The sequence below is a fragment of the Flavobacterium sp. genome, from assembly GCF_004295795.1.
In the GTDB taxonomy this organism is placed as follows: Bacteria; Bacteroidota; Bacteroidia; order Flavobacteriales; family Flavobacteriaceae; genus Flavobacterium.
The window spans coordinates 166,389-190,183 of sequence record NZ_SEBR01000003.1; the positions used below are offsets into that span (position 1 = coordinate 166,389).

General features: G+C 46.4%; 18 protein-coding genes and 1 tRNA gene. 6 read left to right on the forward strand and 13 right to left on the reverse strand.

Annotated elements, in window-relative coordinates:
* Positions 1 to 32: 32 nt before the first annotated feature.
* The 4 genes from bioB to EOO49_RS03130 all read right to left on the reverse strand — a co-directional run bounded on the left by bioB (position 33) and on the right by EOO49_RS03130 (position 4,123).
* The gene (gene bioB, locus EOO49_RS03115; RefSeq protein ID WP_290842627.1) at positions 33 to 1,121 is read right to left on the reverse strand and encodes a biotin synthase BioB; all 1,089 of its coding nucleotides are present in this window, start codon (positions 1,119 to 1,121) and stop codon (positions 33 to 35) included.
* A 146-nt stretch (positions 1,122 to 1,267) separates the two neighbouring features.
* The gene (locus tag EOO49_RS03120; protein WP_290842629.1) at positions 1,268 to 1,720 is read right to left on the reverse strand and encodes a hypothetical protein; all 453 of its coding nucleotides are present in this window, start codon (positions 1,718 to 1,720) and stop codon (positions 1,268 to 1,270) included.
* 148 nt (positions 1,721 to 1,868) lie between these two features.
* On the reverse strand, positions 1,869 to 3,197 hold the full coding sequence (locus EOO49_RS03125; protein ID WP_290842631.1) for an HTTM domain-containing protein: 1,329 nt from the start codon (positions 3,195 to 3,197) through the stop codon (positions 1,869 to 1,871).
* Positions 3,194 to 4,123 (reverse strand): bifunctional riboflavin kinase/FAD synthetase, encoded by a 930-nt coding sequence (locus tag EOO49_RS03130; protein ID WP_290842633.1) that lies wholly within the window; start codon positions 4,121 to 4,123, stop codon positions 3,194 to 3,196. The genes EOO49_RS03125 and EOO49_RS03130 overlap by 4 nt, the downstream gene beginning before the upstream one ends.
* 182 nt (positions 4,124 to 4,305) lie before the next feature.
* Here EOO49_RS03130 and EOO49_RS03135 point away from each other — a divergent pair, with 182 nt between their 5' ends.
* The 3 genes from EOO49_RS03135 to EOO49_RS03145 all read left to right on the forward strand — a co-directional run bounded on the left by EOO49_RS03135 (position 4,306) and on the right by EOO49_RS03145 (position 11,234).
* Positions 4,306 to 6,990 carry a reprolysin-like metallopeptidase gene (locus tag EOO49_RS03135; RefSeq protein ID WP_290842635.1) on the forward strand — a complete coding sequence of 895 codons (2,685 nt, stop codon included), beginning with the start codon at positions 4,306 to 4,308 and terminating at the stop codon, positions 6,988 to 6,990.
* Positions 6,991 to 7,146: 156 nt separating this feature from the next.
* A complete protein-coding gene (locus EOO49_RS03140; RefSeq protein ID WP_290842637.1) occupies positions 7,147 to 9,879 on the forward strand; it encodes a reprolysin-like metallopeptidase in 2,733 nt (910 codons plus the stop codon).
* 329 nt (positions 9,880 to 10,208) lie between these two features.
* A complete protein-coding gene (locus EOO49_RS03145) occupies positions 10,209 to 11,234 on the forward strand; it encodes a zinc-dependent metalloprotease (RefSeq protein WP_290842639.1) in 1,026 nt (341 codons plus the stop codon).
* A gap of 61 nt (positions 11,235 to 11,295) precedes the next feature.
* Here the strand turns inward: EOO49_RS03145 and EOO49_RS03150 are convergent, their stop codons facing one another.
* Positions 11,296 to 11,898, reverse strand: a complete 603-nt coding sequence (locus tag EOO49_RS03150) for a hypothetical protein (RefSeq protein ID WP_290842641.1) — start codon at positions 11,896 to 11,898, stop codon at positions 11,296 to 11,298.
* Between the two features lie 200 nt (positions 11,899 to 12,098).
* Here EOO49_RS03150 and EOO49_RS03155 point away from each other — a divergent pair, with 200 nt between their 5' ends.
* Both EOO49_RS03155 and EOO49_RS03160 read left to right on the forward strand, forming a co-directional pair.
* Positions 12,099 to 12,962 carry an AraC family transcriptional regulator gene (locus EOO49_RS03155; RefSeq protein ID WP_290842643.1) on the forward strand — a complete coding sequence of 288 codons (864 nt, stop codon included), beginning with the start codon at positions 12,099 to 12,101 and terminating at the stop codon, positions 12,960 to 12,962.
* Between the two features lie 106 nt (positions 12,963 to 13,068).
* Complete coding sequence (locus EOO49_RS03160) at positions 13,069 to 13,488, forward strand: response regulator (RefSeq protein ID WP_290842645.1); 420 nt, start codon at positions 13,069 to 13,071, stop codon at positions 13,486 to 13,488.
* 14 nt (positions 13,489 to 13,502) lie between these two features.
* Here the strand turns inward: EOO49_RS03160 and pth are convergent, their stop codons facing one another.
* The 3 genes from pth to EOO49_RS03175 all read right to left on the reverse strand — a co-directional run bounded on the left by pth (position 13,503) and on the right by EOO49_RS03175 (position 16,371).
* Positions 13,503 to 14,123 (reverse strand): aminoacyl-tRNA hydrolase, encoded by a 621-nt coding sequence (gene pth / locus EOO49_RS03165; protein WP_290842648.1) that lies wholly within the window; start codon positions 14,121 to 14,123, stop codon positions 13,503 to 13,505.
* 668 nt (positions 14,124 to 14,791) lie between these two features.
* Complete coding sequence (locus EOO49_RS03170; RefSeq protein WP_290842650.1) at positions 14,792 to 15,400, reverse strand: 50S ribosomal protein L25/general stress protein Ctc; 609 nt, start codon at positions 15,398 to 15,400, stop codon at positions 14,792 to 14,794.
* Between the two features lie 29 nt (positions 15,401 to 15,429).
* Complete coding sequence (locus tag EOO49_RS03175) at positions 15,430 to 16,371, reverse strand: ribose-phosphate pyrophosphokinase (RefSeq protein ID WP_290842652.1); 942 nt, start codon at positions 16,369 to 16,371, stop codon at positions 15,430 to 15,432.
* Positions 16,372 to 16,536: 165 nt separating this feature from the next.
* Here EOO49_RS03175 and EOO49_RS03180 point away from each other — a divergent pair.
* Positions 16,537 to 16,616 (forward strand) — tRNA-Leu (locus EOO49_RS03180).
* 553 nt (positions 16,617 to 17,169) lie between these two features.
* Here EOO49_RS03180 and EOO49_RS03185 read toward each other — a convergent pair.
* From EOO49_RS03185 to EOO49_RS03205, 5 genes are all read right to left on the reverse strand, one after another.
* Positions 17,170 to 17,676, reverse strand: a complete 507-nt coding sequence (locus EOO49_RS03185; protein WP_290842654.1) for a peptide-methionine (S)-S-oxide reductase — start codon at positions 17,674 to 17,676, stop codon at positions 17,170 to 17,172.
* On the reverse strand, positions 17,676 to 18,659 hold the full coding sequence (locus EOO49_RS03190) for a bifunctional methionine sulfoxide reductase B/A protein (protein ID WP_290842655.1): 984 nt from the start codon (positions 18,657 to 18,659) through the stop codon (positions 17,676 to 17,678). The genes EOO49_RS03185 and EOO49_RS03190 overlap by 1 nt, the downstream gene beginning before the upstream one ends.
* Positions 18,660 to 18,756: 97 nt before the next feature.
* The gene (locus tag EOO49_RS03195; protein ID WP_290842657.1) at positions 18,757 to 20,700 is read right to left on the reverse strand and encodes a heavy metal translocating P-type ATPase; all 1,944 of its coding nucleotides are present in this window, start codon (positions 20,698 to 20,700) and stop codon (positions 18,757 to 18,759) included.
* A gap of 180 nt (positions 20,701 to 20,880) precedes the next feature.
* Complete coding sequence (locus tag EOO49_RS03200) at positions 20,881 to 21,318, reverse strand: DUF3828 domain-containing protein (RefSeq protein ID WP_290842659.1); 438 nt, start codon at positions 21,316 to 21,318, stop codon at positions 20,881 to 20,883.
* 10 nt (positions 21,319 to 21,328) lie between these two features.
* Positions 21,329 to 23,470, reverse strand: a complete 2,142-nt coding sequence (locus EOO49_RS03205; RefSeq protein WP_290842661.1) for a glycoside hydrolase family 97 protein — start codon at positions 23,468 to 23,470, stop codon at positions 21,329 to 21,331.
* Positions 23,471 to 23,795 lie beyond the last annotated feature (325 nt).

Sequence of the window (23,795 nt, forward strand, 5' to 3'; positions counted from 1 at the left end):
CAAAAAAGCTCCCATTAATGAGAGCTTGTATCTTAAACCAATTTCTTTCCGGATGCTTCGAGATTGCGTTCGATGGAGTGGCCAGGTCGTGTCCATCTTGGCTTTTCGCCCAAAGATTCGAACTCTGAATCTTGCGCCTCGACAGTTTGCGGCTGTACTTTTTTGGTAAATGGTTTTTGTGGGATGAGTCCGAGCATCTCGAACATTTTCATGTCTTCGTTCACGTCGGGATTTGGAGTCGTCAAGAGTTTGTCTCCGGCGAAAATGGAATTCGCTCCAGCGAAGAAACACATGGCTTGGCCTTCGCGTGACATTCCGGTTCTTCCCGCAGAAAGTCGTACTTGGGTTTCCGGCATCACGATTCTCGTCGTGGCGACCATTCTGATCATTTCCCAGATTTCTACCGGCTTTTCGTCTTCCATCGGAGTTCCTTCGACTGCGACCAAAGCGTTGATAGGAACAGATTCCGGTTGCGGATTCAAAGTCGATAAGGCCACGAGCATTCCGGCCCTGTCGGCGACGCTTTCTCCCATTCCGATAATTCCTCCGGAACAAACCGTCACATTCGTCTTGCGCACGTTTTCGATAGTTTGGAGACGGTCTTCGAAACCGCGTGTCGAAATGACTTCCTTATAGTAATCTTCTGAGGTGTCGAGGTTGTGGTTGTAGGCATACAAACCGGCTTCGGCCAAACGATGCGCCTGGTTTTCGGTCAACATTCCGAGTGTGCAGCAAACTTCCATATCGAGTTTGTTTATCGTGCGCACCATTTCCAGAACCTGATCGAACTCCGGGCCGTCTTTTACGTTTCTCCAAGCCGCGCCCATGCAAACCCGAGATGAGCCGCTGGCTTTGGCACGCAATGCCTGAGCTTTCACGTGATTTACGGTCATGAGGTCGTTGCCTTCGACGCCCGTGTGATAACGAGCCGCTTGCGGGCAATAGCCGCAATCTTCGGGGCAACCGCCTGTTTTGATAGACAAAAGCGTGGATACTTGAACGACGTTGGGATCGTGTTGTTCGCGGTGGATGGAAGCTGCTTCGTACAGCAAGTCCATCAAAGGCTTATTGTAAAGGGCGATGATTTCTTCCTTCGTCCAATCGTGTCTGGTTTGGGTCATAAGGCCTGATTTTGAAAACTTCAAAAGTAGGAAATTCTTATTTAAGTACTGCGCAGACGCTTTCCAAATAGGAAGCTTCGGCCAACAAAAAAGCCTGCAATCAAGGCAAAACCCTGAATTGCAGGCCAGTTCATTATATTCTGTTTTCAGTCGACTCTGTTGATGACTTCCACTTTGTCCTTCCAATATTGCATCAGACAGAAAGAAACGACAAGTGAGGCAGCCGAAGACTCGAACAATAACCCTATGCAATACTGTTGGATCGTCAAATCGCCTCCGCCAAAAATAAAGTTGTCGGCCAGATTTTTAAGATACGGTTCTCCACCTTTGAAAGTGATGTAGGCCAAAAGACTGGCGATACTCAAAGCCGCGCCGATCATCGAAGTGACAACGGCCGAAAGTAAATTCGTGTTGTAGCCGCGAATACCTTCGTTGAAATTGCCTTGTATGGTTCTGTTGACGCCATAAGCGACGAAGAGAATGTTCAGGATGCGAAGCCAGAATACGTCTGAAAATCCTAGGAGTTCCAGAATGACGAAATAAATGCCGATTCCAGCGAAAATGATGAAACCGTTTAGCAGTTCTCTGGTGAATTTCATGGTTATGGTTTTTTAGAAATCCGGGATTGACACCGGTTTGGTTAGACAAATTGTTGTGATGGTGTCTATCAAATTTAACTAAAAAACTGCGGATTTATCAGTGAGGACACGACTTTAATATAATTTTAATAGGAAAGTCGCAAATGCCTCATTTTAAGAGTTTCCAGTCGTCGTCATAGAGCAAAATCCAGTCGTTGTGCCAAAAATAATCCCATTTGGCTATGGCAAGATCGGCTTTGGGATTGACGAGTTCGTGGTAGCCGGAATCGTTCACGCCAACCTTTCCCTTGGCGTAAATCGCAACGTCCTGACCTTTGTCGGCGTATTCTTTTTTGATGCGTTGCGCCATTTGCCAGATCGCGTCCGGTTTGGTCGCCACCAAATGCTGCTGTTTGCTGGTCAGTTTCTGGAGCGAATAATAGGTTTGTTGTTGCGTCTTTTTGTCCACGACCTCGAATTGGATATAGCCGAAACGCTGTCGCAACATCATCCGCCAGCTCAATCTATGGCCTTCTTCTGTCCAAAGCACGTCGCCTTTGATCGTGAAATGCCTTAGTGGAAGTAAAATCTGCAGGATGAAATACGGAATGAAAACATAGTGGATAAGTGCCGTCTGACGCGGAATTCCTACGGAAAGATCGGCCATCGGCTTGCGTCTGAAGAAAACCCGGCGAATCTTGTCCGGCGGATAAAAAAACACGATGAAACTCAGCGCGAAAAACGGGAAAATCCCAATCTGCAAAACGATCGAATTGAAGATATGGAAGACAATCGAACACACGAAAGCCACAGTACGCGTGCGCTTCCACAAAAACAGCGGAATCACGATAAAGTCAAAAAGCATTCCGGACCAAGCGATGAACAAATGGAACCAATGTTGAGCGAACAGGTTTTCGGCGAACGGCAAGTGATCGGTTCCGCCCAGCAAGAGTTTTATGAATGTTCCGTCGACCCAGTCTGGCGTGAGTTTGGAAACCGTGGCGAAAAAATAAACGATCGCCATCTGAAAGATCATCGCCCACGAAATCCACTGCGGCATCGTGAGTTGTCTTAGCGAAGGATCGCGTTTTACGTCCAAAGAGGCGAATCGGTTTGCGGGTAAAGTCCACATTATCATACAGACCAAAAGCAGTAAATAATAGTGGTTGTTGTACGATTCTTTCTGCATGAAATAGACCGCGGCCCACATGATCGTGAATGCGGCCAGCGAGATTTTGTACCGATAACCGAGCATGACCAAAAGCCCGAAAATGCCCATGACCACGAAGTAAAAATACATCCCGAGGCCCGGAAGCGGTTGCAGCCATTCGAGTCCGATGTGCGAAAAAGTGAATTCGGGTTCGATGAAGACCGATTTTACCCAACCCGTGAAAATCGCTCCGATGGATTCCGCGAAAAGCAAGAATCCAAAGAAAATACGGAACGCGATCAGTGGTGAATTGTCTATCGGCCGATATAATTTATCCGAAAAACTCATAGGCTTTCAAAATAAGCGATCGTGGCGAGTCTGTCTTTTGCGATTTCGGCTTTGAGAATGTCGAGCGAACCGAATTTTTCCTCATCCCGAAGTCTGTGTAAAATCGAAACTTTGAGTTCTCTTCCGTAAAGATCGCCTTCAAAATCGAGAAAATTGACTTCCACCGACAAATCTTGTCCGTCTACGGTCGGGTTTGTCCCGATGTTCATCATGCCGCGGTATTCCTTTCCGTCAATCGTAGCTTTTGCCACGTAAACGCCTTGTTTCGGAATCAATTTGTACGATGCGCTAACGTCCAGATTCGCCGTAGGAAAACCGATCGTTCGCCCGAGTTGGCGGCCTTTCACGACTTTCGCGGTCAGGAAGTACTCGTAACCCAGATATTCGTTGGCCTTTTTCATGTCACCGTTGTTGAGCGCTTCACGGATCTTGGTCGAGCTTACCGAAACTTCGTCCACTTCTTGGGCAGAAAGTTGTTCAACGCCGAAGCCGTAAAGGTTTCCGTATTCGATCAAATCGTCTATTGTCGCTGTTCTGTTGCGTCCGAAGCGGTGATCGTGCCCGATGATGATCTTTTCTATCTTGCACTGCTCGACCAAAACCGATTTCACGAATTCTTCGGCAGTCAAACGCGAGAAAGCCTTGTCAAACGGATGGATCACGAGGTTATCGAGTCCGATTTCCGCGAGCAATTCGGCCTTTTCCTCGATCGTGTTCAAAAGCCGGATATCGGAATCAGACTGCAAAACCATGCGCGGATGCGGGAAAAACGTGAGAATGGCGCTTTCGCAATCTTCTTCTTTCGCCGTCTGTAAAAGCCTGGCAATGATTTTTTTGTGTCCGACGTGCACGCCGTCGAAAGTGCCTAATGTGAGTATTGTTTTTCCAATTGGGGAAAAATCCTGTATGGAGTTGAAAATTTTCAAAGCCGATTGTTTGATACAAATGTAACGGGAGTTCGATTTTGAAACAATGCCTTAAGTATTTTTTAGAACACAAAATGAAAAAAATGCATTGATTCTGCTTAAACACTTGCAAAAACCACTGCGATTACTTTTCTAAATCGAATAAAATGCTATTTTTGCCTGAATACCGTAATTACTATCAAATGAAAAAATCACTACTTTTTCTAGCTTTGGCGGCAACTATTGGGCAAGTGAGCGCTCAAAAAGGCGAGTCATGGACTAAAGTCGCGGCTTCAAAAGCTGCTGGCTTGGAACGAGTTCGGCAGGCTGCTGCTTCCGAAGAACAAAACCTTTATCAGGTCAATGTAGGCTTGTTGAAACAGAAGTTGGCTGCGACGGCTAACCGCAATTCGGGCAATGCTGGTGTTGTACTCCAATTCCCGAATAGAAATGGTGCTATCGAAAGCTTCAGCGTTTGGGAAAACTCGAACTTTGAACCTGAATTGCAGGCGCAATATCCTGACATTCGCGCTTATGTAGGTAAAGGTATTACAGATCCTACGGCTACAATCCACTTTAGTCTTAGCCCACTTGGCGTTCAGACTATGGTGAGACGCGCTGACAAAACAGAATTCATCGAGCCTCTTACGAAAGATGCTTCGGTTTATGTGATCTTTGAATCTTCCGACAACCGTCCGGGACGTCTTCCATTGGTTTGTAAGACCGATGATGTGGCGCTTACTGAAGAATTGGGAAGAAACTCAAACGTCGCGCTTTCTAACAACGGCGTATACAAGACAATGCGTTTGGCAATGTCTACAAACGGCGAATACACGACTTTCTACGGCGGAACTGTAGCTGGCGCTCTTGCCGGAATCAACGCTACCATGACACGTGTAAACGGTGTTTTCGAGACAGATCTTGCTTTGCACCTGAACCTTGTTGCAGGAAGTTCGGCCGTAATTTACACTAACGCTGCGACAGATCCTTACACTGCTTACAATACAGGAAACGGTATTGACGACTGGAACGCACAGTTGCAAACTGCACTTACGGCCAACGTTGGCGAGGCTAACTACGACATCGGACACTTGTTTGGTGCAAATGGTGGTGGTGGTAACGCTGGTTGTATCGGCTGCGTTTGTAATGACGGAACAAAAGGAAGAGGTATCACGTCTCCGGCCGATGGAATTCCGCAAGGAGATTTCTTCGACATCGATTATGTTGCCCACGAAATGGGACACCAATTGGGAGCGAACCACACTTTTTCTCACAGTGCAGAAAACAATGCTGTGAATGTTGAGCCAGGAAGTGGTTCTACAATCATGGGCTACGCGGGTATCACAGGAGCTACAGACGTTCAGGCGCACTCTGACGACTATTTCACTTACAGAAGTATCCTTCAGATCCAAACGAACCTGAACCTGAAGACTTGTCCGGTATCTGTGCCCGTGACAACTCCGGCGCCTACGGTAAATGCTGGTTTGGATTACACGATTCCGAAAGGAACTGCTTTCAAATTGACAGGAACCGGTTCAGGAACTGGTAACTTGACTTACGCTTGGGAACAGAATGACGATGCGACCACTGTAAACGCTACGGCCAGTTTCCCTGCCGGAACAAAAATCCAGGGGCCAAACTTCCGTTCGCTTCCTCCAACGGGAACTCCGGTTCGTTATATGCCAAACTTCGCGACAGTCCTTAGCGGAACTACAAGCAATACTTGGGAAGCTGTTTCAACAGTTGCCCGTACATTGAACTTCACACTTACTGCATGGAACAACATCAATGCAGGTGGCGGCGGTGGACAGACACAAACTGATGCAATGGTTGTAACCGTAAACGGAACTGCTGGACCATTCACGGTAACAGCACCGGCACTGAACACGAGTTGGTTGCCAGGTTCGGGTCAAACAGTGACCTGGAACGTTGCCGGAACAACTGCAAACAACGTAAACACTGCAAATGTGAACATCTTGTTTTCATCTGACGGAGGTGTAACTTGGACAACTCTTGCTGCTAACACGCCAAACGACGGAACACAGGCTATTTTGCTTCCGGCTGTATATTCTGCAAACTGTCGCATCTTGGTTGAAGCTGCCGGAAATATCTTCTACGCAGTTTCTCCTAGATTCGCTGTCGGGTACACGGTTGCCACAACTTGTAATACTTACTCAAACACGACTGCTTTGCCAATTCCTGATGGAGCTGCCGCAAATACATTCGGACCTACGGCTACATCTACAATCAACATTGCAGATGGCGGAACTACGATCAGCGATGTGAACGTAGTCGTTGCAGCGACTCACACTTACATGTGGGATGTTGAGGCGAAATTGGTTCACCCGAACAACACTACGAGCTCAATCCTTTTGTTCCGTCAGTGTAACCAAGCTTCAGGTGCTTACAACGTAACTTTGAACGACGGATCTCCAAACATCGTTTGTGGAGCTGGAGGAAGCGCGGTAACAGGAACTTATGCTCCTTACCAACCACTTAACGTATTCAACGGATTGCCGGTAAACGGAACTTACAAGTTGGAGGTTAGAGATTCTTGGAGCGGAGATACAGGAACGCTGAATTCTTGGCAAATCCAGGTTTGTACAGAAGTGGCGACACTCGGTACTCAGCAATTCGGTTTGACGGATTTTGCTCTTTATCCAAACCCTAACGCCGGAAACTTCACGGTTCAGTTCGCTCCTAAAGGATCGGGTGATGTGAATGTTGCCGTTCACGATATCAGAGGCCGTCAGGTTTATGATCGCAAATACGGAAATTCCGGATTCTTCGCCCAAAACATCCAGTTGAACAATGTTCAGGCAGGTGTTTACGTAGTGACGGTTCAGGAAGGTGACCAAAAAGAAGTCAGAAAGATCGTTATCCAATAATTAGGTCAATCTACATACTCAAAAGCCGGCTTTTCAAAGTCGGCTTTTTTGTATCCGATATTTAACACAAATCCTTGATGTTCTGTTGGTCAAACAGCAGCAATAATGTTTTGAATCTGACAAAAAACCGATACATTTGGCAAAATTTAAACTATAATGAAAAAAACGTTACTATTCTTCGCGATGGTACTTTCGATTGGTTCTATGACCGCGCAGAAAGGTTCATCATGGCAAAAGGTCGGGACGGAAAAGCTTGCCGGACGTGAAAAAGTTCGCACCGGAGACAGAGCTGAAAACCAACGTCTTTACCAAGTCAACCAAGATCAAGTACAAGCCTCGCTGGCTTCCGCTTCAGACAGATTCTCAGGTCAGGCGGGCGTGCAGATTTCAATTCCGAACGCCGCTGGCCAAATGGAAAGCTTCCTCGTTTGGGAAAATTCGAACTTCGCGCCAGAACTCCAGGCCAAGTTTCCTGAAATTCGCTCATACCTAGGAAAAGGTATTACTGATCCGACGGCTTCTTTGAACTTGTCGGTTTCTCCAATAGGAATCCAGACTATGACGCTACGTGCCGATAGCTCTTCGGAATTCATACAACCTTACACAAAAGACCACGCCGTTTACGAACTTGTTGATTCTGCAAGCCGCAAGCGTTCGGAACTTCCTTGGACGTGTTCAACGGACGACGTCGCGCTTACCCAAGAGTTGGGTAGATCTGCTGCTACAGCGCTTTCGAACAACCAGTCTTTCAAGACTATGCGTCTGGCGCTTTCCTGTACAGGAGAATACACGGTTTATTTCGGCGGTGTTGCCAACGCAGTCGCAGCTATGAACAACACGATGGCGCGCGTGAATGGTATTTTGGAGAAAGATTTGGCTATCCACTTGAACCTGATCGCCAACAATGATATTCTTGTTTTCCCGAATGCGGCCACAGATCCTTATTCTGCTGCTACGGCGGGTGCCGGCGGCGCTTGGAATACAGAACTTCAGAACACTTTGACGAATCTTATCGGAAACGCAGGATACGACATCGGTCACCTTTTTGGTGCTAGTGGCGGAGGCGGGAATGCGGGTTGTATCGGATGCGTTTGCGTGGACGACTCGACTTCATTGACAGATAAAAATAAGGGAAGCGGTTATACGTCACCTGCGGACGGAATTCCTTCCGGGGACAATTTCGACGTAGATTACGTTGTTCACGAAATCGGCCACCAATTGGGAGCCAATCACACATTCTCCAGCGCATACGAAGGTTCAGGAGTAAATGTTGAGCCAGGAAGCGGTTCTACGATCATGGGTTACGCCGGAATTGTTTCTCCGGTTAGAGCTAATGTCCAGGATCATTCAGACCCTTACTTCACTTACAGAAGCATTTTGCAGATCCAGAACAATATGGCAATGAAAACTTGTCCCGTGAGCACGGCTGTCGCCAATACACCGCCAACTATCAACGCTGGCGCGGATTTCACGATCCCAAAAGGAACTGCCTTCATTTTGAAAGGAACGGGTTCCGATGCACAGCAAGACGCGATTACTTACACTTGGGAGCAAAACGACGATTCTACTGCGGGATTGATCGGAGCTTCGAGTTTGCCATCTGCGACAAAAGTATCAGGTCCGAATTTCAGAAGTGTGAATCCTTCGACAAGTCCGAATCGATATATGCCGAATTTCCAAACGGTGTTGAGCGGAAATTTGTACAACAGATGGGAAACCGTTTCCAGCGTAGCCCGAACGCTTAACTTTACCTTGACAGGAAGAGACAGCAATCCGACAGGTCCGCAAACTAATACAGATGCTATGGTTGTCAGCGTTAACGGAACAGCAGGTCCTTTTGCAGTCACTTACCCGAACGTAGCCAACGAGACTTGGACGCAAAACACATCCAAGACAATTACTTGGAATGTAGCCGGAACAACGGCGAACGGCATAAACACAGCCAACGTGAACATCCTGATTTCTACAGATGGCGGGCAGAGCTTCTCAACTTTGGTAGCCAATACCTCGAACGACGGATCTGAAGCCATTACAGTTCCGAACATCGCCGCACCTTACTGTCGCATCATGGTAGAAGCGGTTGGAAATATTTACTACGCTTTGTCGCCGTCTTTCGCGATCGGATACAACGTTACGACCCAAAACACTTGCAACACTTACACGACCTCGCCCGCTACTGCTATTACAGGTTCTTCGACAAACCCAGCTTGGGCAATCGTTGGACAGGTTGTTGTTCCGGCAGGTGAGAGCGTGACGATCAGTGATCTGGATGTCATGGTAAACATCACGCACCAGCGAATCAACGATCTTTACATCGGATTGATTCCTCCTGTAGCTGCTCCTACGGTTGGCGATATCAGAATGCTTTACATGCAGGATTGCGGAACGGTGATCACGGCAGGTATGAACACTACATTCGATGACAGTTCTCAAACTTACGCTTGCGGAACAATCTCTAACGGAACAGGTTTCTACCAGCCTCAGGAGTATCTTTCCCAATTCAACGGTACATTGTCTGCGGGAACTTGGCGATTGGCAGTTGCCGATTTGAACACTAACTTCAATGGAACTTTGAACACTTTCTCTGTGAAGATTTGTTCGAGCACCACAACGGCTCAGTTGTCTACAGACAATTTCGAATTGAATGATTTTGCGTTGTACCCGAACCCGAACAAAGGTGCATTCAACGTGAAGTTCACGCCTAACGGAAGCAACGATGTGGCGATCAACGTACATGACATACAAGGCCGTAAGATTTATAACAAGACTTATCCGGCTGCCGGAATTTTTGAAGAGAACCTTCAACTGCCTTCAGTACAAGCGGGAATCTATCTCGTCACTGTACAAAACGGTGCACAAAAGACCGTGAAGCGTATTGTTGTAGAGTAATCTTACAAAATATTGTCGATGAAAGGAGGCCAAGTGCCTCCTTTTTCGTTTACATCGATTGTTCTGGTCAATAGTCGATTAAATGATTACCCGCGATTTAATTGTAATAATTTTGCTTCAGATAATTGAATATGAAGAAATTATTTACTCTTTTAAGCGCGTTTATCCTAATGTCCGTGTCGGCTCAACGCCATTGCGGAACGACCGATCGCGTCGCACAGTTATCCCACGATCCCGAGTTCGCAGCACGTGACCAAGCGATCAAAACCTACTTGAAAAACGCTCGTTCCACGTCCAATAAAAGTGGTTTTACAAGCACCACAAACTCAGTGATCACGATTCCGGTCGTCTTTCACGTTTTGTACAAGAACAATTCCCAGAATGTTTCGGATTCTCAAATCCATTCGCAGTTGGCGTCCATGAATGCTGATTTCCGCAAGACTAATGCCGATTTCGGAGACGTCGTTCCACTAGCTTTCCAAAACCAAGCCGCTGACCTTGAAATCAAATTCGTGAAAGCGACGTCAGGTCCAAACGGACAACCTACAAACGGAATCACGCGCAAGCAGGTTTCGGAAAATTTCGATCTCGAATCACAATATTATACCACGGCAGGCGAACAGGCTTGGGACACTTCGGTTTATCTCAACGTCTGGATCGGACGCTTCCAGACTTTCGGATACCTCGGTTTCGGAACACCGCCAGCCGCCGCGGGAATGCCTTATGACGGGTTGGTGATTTCCTACAAAGCCTTCGGATGCAATGGTTCGGCCATCGCGCCTTTCAACAAAGGCCGTACTGTGGTTCACGAATTGGGTCATTATTTAGGACTTTCGCATCCTTGGGGCGAAGACGGTTCTTCTTGCGGAGAACTGGCAAACGACGATCAAATCAGCGACACGCCATCGATAAACGATCCGCATTACGGCGTTCCGACCTATCCCGAAAACAGCAATATGTGCGCTCCTGACGAGAACGGCGCCATGTTCATGAACTTCATGGACTACGTGAACGACGAAGCGATGGGAATGTTCACCGACGACCAAAAAATTGTGGCGCGAGCGACTTTGGAAGGGCCGAGGGCGTCGCTTCTTGGTACGAAAACAAATACCTCGAACTTTGGAATTTCGGTCTATCCGAATCCGGCAGATAAATTTTTCGTGATAAAATCGGACAATATGGAGTTGGGGAAAGTCGAGATCTACAGTAGCAACGGGCAACTCCGCAAAACAGCTGACCTCGAAAAATCAGAAACGGCAATTCCGTTAGAGAACTTTGAACAAGGCATTTACTTTCTAAGGATTTTCGATGCGAACGGAAAGCTGCTCAAGTCTGACAAGCTAATCAAGAAATGACATAAAATAAAAAACCCTCCAGATTCCGGAGGGTTTTTTGTTGCTGACTTTTAAGGTTGGATTAGTTTCCGACTTTGATCGAATCGGTAAAAGTTTTGTTGCTGTATTGCGTCACGAAAGTGTAGTTTCCGTATACGACGTTTCCGAAGTTGAACGCTTTGGTCAAACTCAATTCAGCAGGGAAAGTTTCATTGTAGATCTCGATTCCGCTTTCGTCGATGATTGCGATCTTAACCGGAGTTTTTTCAACGTTGATAATACTCAAGGTCACGCGCTCGTTCGCTTTTTTGACGACCATCGGTTTTTTCACGACAGCTTTCACTTCGTCCACGATTCTCGCCGAATTAGCGTCAACCGCGATTTCGTAACGGGTTACTTCCGTCGCCGATTCTGTCTCAAGTGTGTAATTTCCAACGGGAAAAGCATTTAGGTCATAAGTTCTCGACAAATGTCCATCTGACATAAAGGTTTCCTGAAACAGAATTCCTTCATTTTGACCATATATCGAAAGCGTTACGTTTTTTGCTTCAGCAAGAGAAAAGCTTACCGTTTTTCCCGCCGCTTTAGTGATGCGAAGCGAGAAATCTTTTGTGTTGGCAAATGCCGAAAATGCCATTCCGAACAACATTGCCATTACCAAACCGAACTTCATTACATTTTTCATAGTGATAAGATTTTAGGTTAAACTTCTATTTCACGATGTAAAATTAGTGGTAAGGTCAAGCCGATGTTAGCAGTCAATGTTCCGATTTGTGTACTAGATTGTCCTGTGGGTGCGTTAACTTAAAGTTAAATGGTAATTTTGTTCAGTTTATTGGTAATTTTGCACAGAAGACCTATTTGAGAAGTGAATAATTTTGTCATATGAAACCCGCACTCGAAGTCATAGAGCCATCGTTTGGAAGCTCGTTCTACTATTCCCGTTTCGACGAGAAGGCGAACGCGAAATCTCACGTGTGGCATTATCATCCCGAAATCGAGTTGGTCTATGTAAACGGCGGATCGGGCAAGCGCCAAATCGGAAGCCACGTTTCCTATTATAACGATGGTGATTTGATCCTTATCGGAAGTAATTTACCGCATTGCGGATTCACCGACGACAAGACCGGAAACCGCAATGAAACGGTAATTCAGATGAAACCTGATTTTCTAGGAAGTGCTTTTATGGATTTGCCCGAAATCAAGAACATCGGCGTTTTGTTTGACGAAGCCAAAGCCGGAATCGCCTTCGGACGCGAAACGATGCAAAAAGTCGGCACAAGAATCGAGGCGATGCAACACTTGCCGCAGTTCGAGCGTTTGATGGCTATGCTGTCGATCCTGAACGAGCTTCATCTGTCGAAAGACACCAAGATATTGAATGCCGAAGGATTCGCGGTCGAAACCCAGGTTCAGGACAACGACCGGATCAACATGGTTTTCAATCACGTCAAGGACAATTTCCAAAAACAGATTTCCCTCGAGGAAATAGCCGATTTGGTCAGCATGACAGTGCCGTCGTTTTGCCGCTATTTCAAAAAAGTCACCAACAAGACCTTTACACGGTTCGTCAACGAATATCGCGTCGTTCACGCTTCCAAACTCTTGGCCGAAAAACAAATAGGCATTACCGAAATCTGTTATGAAAGCGGATTCAACAACTTCAGTTATTTCAACAAGACTTTCAAGGAATTGACCGGAAAGAACGCCTCGGAATACCGAAAGCAATATCGCTCGGTCATCAATTAGGCTTTCGGGCGCGATTTTCCAGACAGGTTTAAAATGCAACGCCCGCGCGCGATGGTATAACGTGTTTGGACTTTACTGAAAATATCTTTGATGGAAATAGAAAACCATGAACAAGATATTTTTTGCCGACGACGATCCAGATGACCTTTTGCTTTTTGCCCAAGCCATGGAAGACCTCAAACAGGAATTCGAAGTGTTTTACAGCGGAGATGAAATCGAGGAACATTTGGGCGAGCCGTCGATGATTTTTCTTGACATCAACATGCCAAAACGCAACGGATTCGAGATTTTGGAAATCATTCGGAGCAAGTATTCTAAAAGCGATTTGCCTGTTGTGATGTTCACGACTTCGAACGACGAGGCGATGATCGAAAAGGCTAAAATGCTTGGCGCAAATTTATTTTTGGTCAAACCCGACAGTTTTTGGGATTTGACGCATGCCATGAAATCTGTGCTCAGAATGGATTTGTCAGATGAATCGAACGAGTTCGTGCTTTCTCGAGATAAATATCTGCAGTCGGTTTAGGCTTTCGCCGATGCTTACTTTCCGTTGAAACCCGTCATCGTGTTTTCCAAACCGGCTGTCGCGAACGATCGGATGATTTCGGCGGACAATTCCAGGCGTTCCGGAAGTTTCGCTTCTTCTTCGGGCGACCAATCTCCAAGCACGTAATTCACTTGTTGGCCTTTTTTGAATTCATCGGAAATCCCGAAACGAAAACGCGTGTAATTTTGCGTGTTCAAGACCAGATTGATGTTTTTGAGTCCGTTGTGTCCGCCATCACTTCCTTTTGGCTTGACGCGGATTGTCCCGAACGGCAAGTTCAGATCGTCTGTAATGACCAAAACGTTCTCGAGCGGAATATTTTCCTTTTGCATCCAATACTGGACGGCTTTTCCGCTGAGGTTCATGTAGGTGTTTGGTTTCAGCAGAATGAACTTTCTTCCTTTGAAGTTGTATTCGGCGACAGCTCCGAGTTTGGCTGTTTCGAACGACAAGCCTTCTTTTCTTGCCAAGAAATCCAAGACCTTGAAACCGATGTTGTGGCGTGTGTTCACGTATTCGGCGCCAATGTTGCCCAGGCCGGCTATTAGGTACTTCTTCATAGAATCAAATTCGGGTTTTGGAGGCGATTTAAAGAGATTGGAAAACCAGTTCATGGGGCAAAAATACTCCTGAAAATCCCAAATTCCAAAATCCGGATCCCAAGTTTGAAAGTCACAGACTTTCTCACACAATTCTCGAAGTCACAGACTTCTCGAAAACGACAAATTTGGAAACTAATTTTGACAACGAACGTCGAACAACGAACAACGAACGAAATAGCCCCGATGCAAGCGGTTAGCCTTTTGAAGAAAACGCCTTGGTTTTGCAGGTTTGGTGAAGCGACCGCAGGAAGCTCTCGCCAAACCTTGCAAAACCAGGCGGTTTCAAGAAAGCTAAAAGCGGGTCAGCGGGATTGGCTTCTAAAAAACAACGGCAAAAATTACCACCACCACCCGCCCTAAATTTAGGGTCATAAGCCAACATCCGGATACAGAAAATCTGTAAAAAATCTTAAAGTTTTTGAGAGTACCTGAGTGCCAAATACCTGAGAAACGGAGAATCAATCGTTGGCGATCTGACTTCAGAAAATCCGCCAGTCAAAAAGTTCCCGATTGCATCACGTCTCTCTTGCGAAACGGCATCTCCCGAAAATACCACACGCAAACTCCCAAAATTCCTCCCAAAAAAAAGCCCCATCTTTCGACGAGGCTTTCCAATATTAAGTTTTCGTGAAGTACAACATCCAAAATCAAAAGACTTTCGACATCTAACCTTAGACGAATTACTTTTTCTTCCCTTTTGCAGGAGCTTTCGCAGCTTTCGCAGCTTCCTGAGCAGCTTTCATAGCCGCACGAGAAATACGTACTTGAGCAACGACAGTGTTGTCTGGGTGGATCAATTTGTACTTGTCAGAAACAAGTTTCGTTACATACAATTTGTTACCCATTTGAAGTTCTGAGATGTCAGCAGACACGTAATCAGGAAGATCGGCAGGAAGTGCTTTCACTTTCAATTTACGAGTGTTAAGACGCAAAACACCACCGCCAAGTACACCTGGAGACGTTCCTGTGATTTTTACCGGAACTTCCATCGTGATCTCTTTCTTCTCGTTCAATTCGAAGAAGTCGATGTGAAGGATTTTGTCGCTTGTTGGGTGAAACTGGATATCCTGAAGGATTGCGTTGATTGATTTTCCACCAAGGTCGAGCACTACTGTGTGCGCGTTCGGAGTGTAAACCAAGTTTTTGAATGACTTCTCTTCTGCCGAGAAATGAACTGGTTTGTCGCCGCCGTAAACTACACACGGAACCATCCCAGCATCACGTAGCGACTTGGTCGAAACCTTGCCTACGTTTTCTCTTTCTGATCCTTTAATCGTAATCGATTTCATTGATAAAAAATTATAGTTGATAAAAAAATTTACATTACAAATTTGCCGCTTATCGAACGGTTCTCCTGAACCATTTTCATCACGTCGGCGAACAGGCTTGCGCAAGTCACGACTTTGATTTTGGGCGACTGTTTCTTTAACGGAATCGAATCGGTGACGATCAATTCGGTCAATTTAGAGTTTTCGATTTTCTCGTAAGCCGCACCCGAAAGGATAGCGTGCGTACAGATGGCGCGAACACTCAAAGCGCCTTTTTCGATCATGAGGTCGGCGGCTTTCGCAAGCGTTCCACCCGTATCGATCATATCGTCTACCAAAATCACGTTTCGGCCTTTGACTTCCCCGATGAGTTCCATCGATTCGATCACATTGGCGGCCTTGCGCTGTTTGTAACAGATCACGACATCCGATTCCAAAAACTTCGAATACGCGTAAGCTCTTTTGGAACCGCCCATATCAGGAGACGCAATCGTCAAATTCTCGAGATTCAAGCTCTTCACATAAGGAAGGAAGATCGTCGAGGCGAACAAGTGGTCGACCGGTTTTTCAAAGAAACCCTGAATCTGGTCGGCGTGCAAGTCCATTGTCATGATGCGCGTCGCTCCGGCGGTCTCGAGCAACTTGGCTACGAGCTTGGCGCCTATCGGAACGCGCGGTTTGTCTTTTCTGTCCTGGCGCGCCCATCCAAAATAAGGAATGACGGCCGTGATGTGCCGTGCCGATGCTCTTTTGGCAGCATCAATCATAAGCAAAAGCTCCATCAGATTGTCCGCACTCGGAAAAGTCGAACAAACCAAAAACACGCGAATCCCGCGGATCGATTCTTCAAAAGACGGCTGAAATTCACCGTCGCTATATTCAGAGAACGTGACCTTTCCGAGTTTTGCGCCATATGCGTCGGCGATTCTCTCGGCCAGGTAGGTGCTGTTCGTACACGCGAAAATTTTGGCTTCCGGCTCGTGATGCGACATCGTTTATTGTGTTGTTAAGTAGTTAGTTGTGTGACCGTTTCGTAAACGGTGTGCAAATTTAGAAATTAAATCCGATGCTGAAAGAATAAATTCATGTAAATTTTGTTTGCAGATAAAGAAAAAGTTTTACATTTGCACCCACGAAACGGTTATGCCAGATCAAATGCCCGGGTGGCGGAATTGGTAGACGCGCTGGTCTCAAACACCTGTGGGAAACCGTGCCGGTTCGAGCCCGGCCCCGGGTACTAAAGCTTCCTTATTGGAAGCTTTTTTCATTTTACACCATTTTTCGTTCTGGAAAATATCGGGCTCAAACTTTTTTCAAGTTTGCGGCCCCGGGTACTAAAGCTTCCTTATTGGAAGCTTTTTTCATTTTACGCCATTTTGAGTTCTGGAAAATATCGGGCTCAAACTTTTTTCAAGTTTGCGGCCCCGGGTACTAAAGCTTCTCTATTTGGGAAGCTTTTTTCATTTTACGCTATTTTGGATTTGGGCGTTCCGGCGGCGAAGTCAATAAGAACGATACATTTCAAATCACTTTTTGACCTCGAGCGAAGTCGCGGAGCCGCCGTCGGGCTGGAGCTACTCGCTTTTTGCAACAAAAAATCGGCAGACGACAAGCATCCGAAACGCAAAAGAGCTCAAACAATAGCACCATCCCTAACGCAGGTTTCACACGGGAAATCTTTGTTACAAGATCAGGATTTTCCCGCCTGGAACTTTTCCAAAAAAAAGACCTCGAAGGTCATAAAACCTTTGAGGTCTGTAAAAGTAGAATCCGATTTTTTTCGTCCGAATTCAAACAGCCAAATCACCCAACTTCCCAAAGTCGATATTGCGTGAAAACTTCTGCCTCAACAAAGCCAACTTCGGATTGATATAAACCTCGCAGAAAGGCCGCGTCCGGTCGCTGTAATAATAATTGAGCTGTTCTTCAATGTTCAATCTGAAATCAGAAAGCGCCAAAACTTGCGTAACCAAAGGTTTCTCGAAATCGGGTTGCAGATTTTCCAAAGCGACTTTCGCCGAATTCTCGATCTCCGAATCCGGAAAGTAAACCGCCGAGCGATATTTCCGGCGCATAGTATGATCCGAAGTGCTCGAATGCGTGTACAAATGAATCGCGATCAAAGTCTCCAAATCGATTTCCTGCAAATTGAAATCAAACAAGATCGCTTCAGAAAACGCATCGTTCGGAAACTCTGAAGAAATCCAGCCTTGGCGCACGTTCGAAACGCCTTTCAACGAAGAAAAAACCGCTTCGGTACACCAATGGCAACCGCCTCCAAATCCAACCGTTTTCATCAAGCCGATGCCGCGTCTTTCATCTTATCGGCGAACAAAGCCTTGAATTTCTTCAACTTCGGATTGATCACCGCCTGGCAATAACCTTCCTGGGAATTGCGATTGTAATAATTCTGATGGTATTCTTCGGCTTTGAAAAAATGGTCCAAAGGCGCGATCTCGGTCACGATTTTGTTTTCGTATGGTTCCTGAAGTTCGGCCACGACAGTTTCCACGATTGCCTTTTCCTCGTCATTTCTGTAGTAAATCACGCTGCGATATTGCGTCCCGACGTCGGCGCCTTGACGGTTCAAACTCGTCGGATCGTGCGTCACCAAATGAATCCGCAGCAAATCGTCGAACGAAATCACATTCGGATCGTAAGTCACTTCAATCACTTCGGCGTGACCGGTTTTCCCGCTGCAAACCTCGCGATACGTCGGATTGTCGATTTGTCCGCCGGTGTAGCCGCTTTCGACTTTCTCGACGCCTTTCAACTGTTGGAAAACCGCTTCGGTACACCAAAAACAGCCGCCACCGAAAGTCGCTTTTCGCAACGCTGATTCCTGTTTTTCAAGTGCTACGGCGTTCATGCAATATCGCAAACCGCTCGGCGCCGGACCGTCGGGAAAAACGTGTCCCAAATGCGCCTGGCAAGTGTTGCAAAGCGCCTCGATACGCACCATTCCAAAAGAACTGTCCTTGTGATAAGCGACGGCATTTTCTTTCAAAGGTTGCGTAAATGACGGCCAACCGGTTCCGCTTTCAAACTTTTCGCCACTGTCGAATAACGGGGTTTTACAGCAAACGCAAGAATAGATTCCGGGTTCGAAATAGGAGCACATTTCTGATGAAAATGCGCGTTCCGTTCCTTTTTCACGGGTTACGCGAAATTGTTCGTCCGTGAGGATTTTCGCCCATTCAGACTCTGGTTTTTCAACGATTTTGTCCGGTTTTGGATTGCCCTGACTCGCAAATTTGATAACATCCAGCCACTTTAGCATCGTAAGAATTTTAATTGAGTTGTGAGATTTTTTCTCGGTTTCCAATAGTCAATTTCAGTGCCGAAGCCTTGATTGTCAGTTGTTCTGTCAGGTTCTGTCAGTCGATTTTCATGTTTTGGATGCGCACCGCATTCAGGACTGATAGCAAAGCCACGCCAACATCGGCAATCACGGCTTCCCACAGGTTTGCGACGCCGCCCGCGCCCAATGCCAACACCGCGATTTTGACTGACATCGCCAGGATTATATTCTGCCAAACGACCTTTTTGGTGATTTTTCCAATCCTGATTGCCGATACGATTTTCGAAGGTTGATCGTTCTGGATGACGATGTCGGCGGTTTCTATCGTGGCATCGCTTCCAAGTCCGCCCATCGCGATTCCCGCGTCGGCCAAAGCCACGACAGGCGCGTCGTTCAAGCCATCGCCCACAAAAGCGATCTTGCGGTTTTGGTCTTTGAGTTGCTGCACTTTTTCGACTTTTCCTTCAGGCAGCAAATTCCCAAAAACCAGATCGATTCCAATTTCGCGCGCAACTTCCTGCGCAACGTTTTCCTTGTCGCCCGAAAGCATCACGGTTTTTAGTCCAAGTTTGTGCAATTTCCCGATTGCGATTTTTGCGTCCGATTTTATCTGGTCGGCAATCACGATGTGTCCGGCGTATTTTTTGTCGATCGCAACCACGACAGCCGTAAATACAATATTGTCTACTGTTGTCGGATAATCGATCCCGAATCTTCGCAGCAATTTGGTGTTTCCGACGAGGATTTCGTCCGAAGCGATTTTGCCTTTCAAACCGTGCCCAGCGATCTCTTCGACATCAGAAACCGAAATATTCCGAAAAGAAGAATCGGCCTTTTCGACGATTGCCGAAGCGATCGGATGCGTCGAATGACTTTCCAGAGCGGCGGTTTTCTGCAGAAGTTCCGATTCTGAAAGTCCGTCCGAAACAATTTTTTGTACTTTGAAAACGCCTTCGGTCAACGTTCCGGTTTTGTCCATCACGACCGTGTCGATTTGCGTCATGACGTCGAGAAAATTCGAGCCTTTGAACAAGATCCCGTTTCGCGAAGCCAATCCGATTCCACCAAAATAACCAAGCGGAATCGACACTACGAGCGCACAAGGACAACTGATCACGAGGAAAACCAAGCTGCGATAAAACCACTCGCGAAACCCATAATCTTGCACGAAAAAATACGGCAAAAGGCAAACCAGAAGCGCCAAAGCGAAAACGATAGGCGTGTAGATGTTCGCGAATTTGCTGATGAAAAGCTGCGTTTGCGACTTTCTAGCGGTCGCGTCCTGAACCATTTCGAGTATTTTACTGAGTTTGGAATCGGCGAATTTGGCGGTGACTTTTATCTCGGAAACCGTGTTTAGATTGATCGAACCCGCAAACACTTTTTCACCTTTCGATTTCGTGTCGGGTTTGCTTTCTCCGGTCAAGGCCGAAGTATTGAAAGCCGATTTTTGAGACAACAATTCTCCGTCCAACGCGACTTTTTCGCCTGGTTTCACTCGGATGGTTTCGCCAATTAAAACCACATTCGGACTAACTTCGACTGCATGTCCATTTCGTATGACAGTTACCGTTTCTGGCCGAATGTCCAAAAGTGCTTTGATGCTGCGTTTGGCGCGATTCACGGCCGCGTCCTGAAACCATTCGCCAATCGAATAAAAGATCATTACCGCGACGCCTTCGGAATATTCGCCAATCGCAAAAGCACCGATCGTGGCCACGCTCATCAGGAAGAATTCGTTGAAAAAATCGAGTCGGAGCGCTTTTCTGTAGGCGAGGTAAAGCACTTCATAACCCGCGAGCAGGTAGGCGATCGAAAAAATAATGAGGTTGATAGGAAATTTGGGGACAACTTGAAAACCGTATTCCAACGTAAGCATTATCGCCAAAATCGCGAGCGCAACAAGCAATCGCCAATGGCTTTTCCAACCCGAATCGCTTCCGTGATCATGGTCGTGTCCGTGATCTTCAGCTGGTTTCGCATGGCCGTTTTGGTGGGAATCGCAACAATTTTCTGACATGGGATTTGTTTGGTATCAAGGTACGAAACGCTTGCCGGATTGTTTTGTCGTTTAAGAAATGTTAGGGAAATCTGATGTGAATTTGGTGTGGAAATTTTTGGCTTTTTTGAACTGGATATCGTAAAAATCGCTCCAAATCGGCCAAAAAAAAAGCCCCTTCAAGTTGAAGAGGCAATCAGATCAATCGGTTTTGATGTTATCGATCTTGAATTTTCCTTTTTCTTTGGTAACGACCGGCCTGATCAAAGCCTGATCGTCTTCGTAACCCATATCGTAAGTCACACGAAAAACATTGAAAGTTGCGGCAGACTCGATTTTCAATGACTTTAGCCATTCGACATCATAATCCTGAGCGCTCACGAAAATGTCGTAATCGAGTTCGCCCGAAGCCAGTTTCGCATCGAGTTCCTTAAGAAATTTCGCTGTGCAATATTTCTTTTTTATCGCGTCGATTTCCTTTTGGTCGCTCGGTTCTTTGGCGCTTGCGGTGATATATTCCGTGTAGAAATCCTTGAGCATCTTGATCTTGGCTTCCTTGTCGCTGGCTTTTTGTGCGAAAGAAGAAACAGACAAAAATGCACTCAAGGCCAAAATGAGAACGATAAGGTGTTTTTTCATCTGTCCAGATTTAAAGTTTTTTCAAGCCTTTTGAATTTTCAGACGTGGCAGGAACGACAGAAATCGCGTATCCGCCGCCGGCAGCAACCCATTGGCTCAATTTCGACTTGTTCGTCACAAGCACTTTGCGAATTGCATAAGCTTGCGGATTTGTCTTGTAATGCGCGTCTTTTCCATCGGCGTAAATCGTCGCGACATAAGATTTTCCTTTCTCGAGGAAAGAAAAGTCGATTTTGGAGGTTCTGGGATCGTTTCCACCAACGCTTCCCACAAACCAATCCTGTTTGTCTTTGGCTTTACGGGCCACGGAAATATACTGTCCGGGTTCGGCCTCAAGGTATTTCGATTCGTCCCAATCGATGGCGACATCCTTTATAAACTGGAACGCGTCAAGGAATCGGTTGTAGTTTTCAGGTAAATCGGCGGCCATTTGCAAAGGCGAGTAAAGCGTCACGTAAAGCGCAAGTTGGTTGGCGATCGTGGCGTTTACGTGTGAGTGATTGTCCGGATTCAACTTCGTGAGATCCATTTCGAAAATCCCCGGAGTATAATCCATCGGACCGCCCAAAAGACGCATGAATGGCAACAAGGTCACGTGATTCGGTTTTGATCCGCCGAAAGATTGGTATTCCGTTCCTCGAGCAGCTTCGTTTCCGATAAGGTTCGGATAAGTTCGGCAAATTCCAGTCGGACGAACTGCTTCGTGAGCATTGACCATGATCTTGTAATCGGCGGCTTTTTCGATCGCGTATTGGTAATGGTTGATGATCCACTGGCTGTAATGATTCTCGCCACGCGGCAAAATATCGCCCACATAACCAGATTTCACCGCGTCATAACCATTGTCTTTCATGAATTGGTAGGCCTTGTCCATGTGTCTTTCGTAATTTCTGACAGATGAAGAAGTCTCGTGGTGCATGATCATTTTGACACCTTTCGACTTGGCGTATTCGTGCAAAGCTTTCACGTCAAAATCGGGATAAGCCGACACAAAGTCGAAAACGTAGTCTTTCGAATGTCCAAACCAATCTTCCCAACCCTCGTTCCAACCTTCGACCAGAACACCGTCGAAACCGTGAAGCGCGGCAAAGTCGATGTATTTGCGCACGTTGGCGTTGTTTGCGCCGTGTTTTCCGTTTGGTTTGAGTTTCTTGAAATCGGTTACGCCAAGTTCCACTGTCGGAACGTCGTCGGTGTAAGCCCAAGTCGATTTATTGGTGATCATTTCCCACCAAACGCCAACGTATTTCACAGGATGGATCCAGGAAGTATCGTCGATTTTACAAGGTTCGTTAAGGTTCAGAGTGATTTTGGACGACAAGATATCGCGAGCATCATCGCTGGCAATGATCGTTCTCCAAGGCGAAACGCATGGCGCTTGCATATAACCTTTGTCGCCTTTCGCATCGGGCGTGAGCCAAGACGTGAACGTGAAAGTCTTCGGATCGAGATTCAGGTGCATGCACGAATAATTGATCAGCGCCGCTTCGTGAAGGTTGATGTAAAGCCCGTTGGCAGATTTCATCATCAAAGACGTTTGCACGCCCGTATTCGAGAATGAAGTCTGGGACAAATTTGCCGTAACCGACTTTTTCATCAAAGCCTCGATTTCAGACAATTTCGAAGTCGTGTAATCGTATTCCTGAGTGTCGTAATCGCCCGGAATCCAAAATGCCGTGTGGTCGCCCGTCATCGCGAATTCGGTTTTTTCCTCTTTGATTACGAAATAGGTGAGGTTTTTTTGCTGCGGAAATTCGTATCGGAAACCAAGTCCTTCGTCAAAAAGGCGGAATCGCACGACGATCGAGCGGTTCGTCCCGTTTTGGTTCAACGTCACCGCAAGTTCATTGTAATGATTTCTGATCGCTTTCACTTCGCCCCAAACCGGCTTCCAACTTTCGTCGAATGTGGCCGTTTTTGTATCCGTGACAACGAAATCATTTAGCAAGGACTTATCGTCTTTTTTGAGTTCAAGCCCAAGTTTGCTGGTTTTCACGACCGCTTTTCCCTTGTAATCGAGTTTGTACGTCGGAACGCCGCCTTGAGCAAGCGAGAACTGCATCGTGAAGTTTCCGTTAGGCGATTTCAGTTGTTGCGCAGACGCGAATCCGCAAATCAAAATCACAAGGAAACCAAGTACTGTTTTTTTCATTTGGTAGTCGATAGAGGTTTGGCCAAAGGTAGCGAAATCGATTTTGGCGGAAAAGCGAAACGGCCTCGAAACACGGTTAAGGAATGTTCGGAAATGCAAAACTTATGAACGAAAACCAGGCAAAAAATTTTCGTGTGTCAGTAAGTTCTTGAATTCGTTGCAAGATTTTTCGGCCAATGCAATTCGGAATTTAACAGATGCATGCATTTATCGTCAAGCGGATTGATTTTGTGTGCGTTACACTTCGTCGGGATTTTGTGTTTGACCGATGAAACAAGCCGCTATGACCAATTGTTAACAGAAAGTTTTTGTTGAAACTTTCCCA

Coding starts and splice junctions, on each gene's coding strand:
- bioB (WP_290842627.1), bottom strand. CDS start 1,121: ATGACCCAAACCAGACACGATTGGACGAAGGAAGAAATCATCGCCCTT.
- EOO49_RS03120 (WP_290842629.1), bottom strand. CDS start 1,720: ATGAAATTCACCAGAGAACTGCTAAACGGTTTCATCATTTTCGCTGGA.
- EOO49_RS03125 (WP_290842631.1), bottom strand. CDS start 3,197: ATGAGTTTTTCGGATAAATTATATCGGCCGATAGACAATTCACCACTG.
- EOO49_RS03135 (WP_290842635.1), top strand. CDS start 4,306: ATGAAAAAATCACTACTTTTTCTAGCTTTGGCGGCAACTATTGGGCAA.
- EOO49_RS03140 (WP_290842637.1), top strand. CDS start 7,147: ATGAAAAAAACGTTACTATTCTTCGCGATGGTACTTTCGATTGGTTCT.
- EOO49_RS03150 (WP_290842641.1), bottom strand. CDS start 11,898: ATGAAAAATGTAATGAAGTTCGGTTTGGTAATGGCAATGTTGTTCGGA.
- EOO49_RS03155 (WP_290842643.1), top strand. CDS start 12,099: ATGAAACCCGCACTCGAAGTCATAGAGCCATCGTTTGGAAGCTCGTTC.
- EOO49_RS03160 (WP_290842645.1), top strand. CDS start 13,069: ATGAACAAGATATTTTTTGCCGACGACGATCCAGATGACCTTTTGCTT.
- pth (WP_290842648.1), bottom strand. CDS start 14,123: ATGAACTGGTTTTCCAATCTCTTTAAATCGCCTCCAAAACCCGAATTT.
- EOO49_RS03170 (WP_290842650.1), bottom strand. CDS start 15,400: ATGAAATCGATTACGATTAAAGGATCAGAAAGAGAAAACGTAGGCAAG.
- EOO49_RS03175 (WP_290842652.1), bottom strand. CDS start 16,371: ATGTCGCATCACGAGCCGGAAGCCAAAATTTTCGCGTGTACGAACAGC.
- EOO49_RS03185 (WP_290842654.1), bottom strand. CDS start 17,676: ATGAAAACGGTTGGATTTGGAGGCGGTTGCCATTGGTGTACCGAAGCG.
- EOO49_RS03190 (WP_290842655.1), bottom strand. CDS start 18,659: ATGCTAAAGTGGCTGGATGTTATCAAATTTGCGAGTCAGGGCAATCCA.
- EOO49_RS03195 (WP_290842657.1), bottom strand. CDS start 20,700: ATGTCAGAAAATTGTTGCGATTCCCACCAAAACGGCCATGCGAAACCA.
- EOO49_RS03200 (WP_290842659.1), bottom strand. CDS start 21,318: ATGAAAAAACACCTTATCGTTCTCATTTTGGCCTTGAGTGCATTTTTG.
- EOO49_RS03205 (WP_290842661.1), bottom strand. CDS start 23,470: ATGAAAAAAACAGTACTTGGTTTCCTTGTGATTTTGATTTGCGGATTC.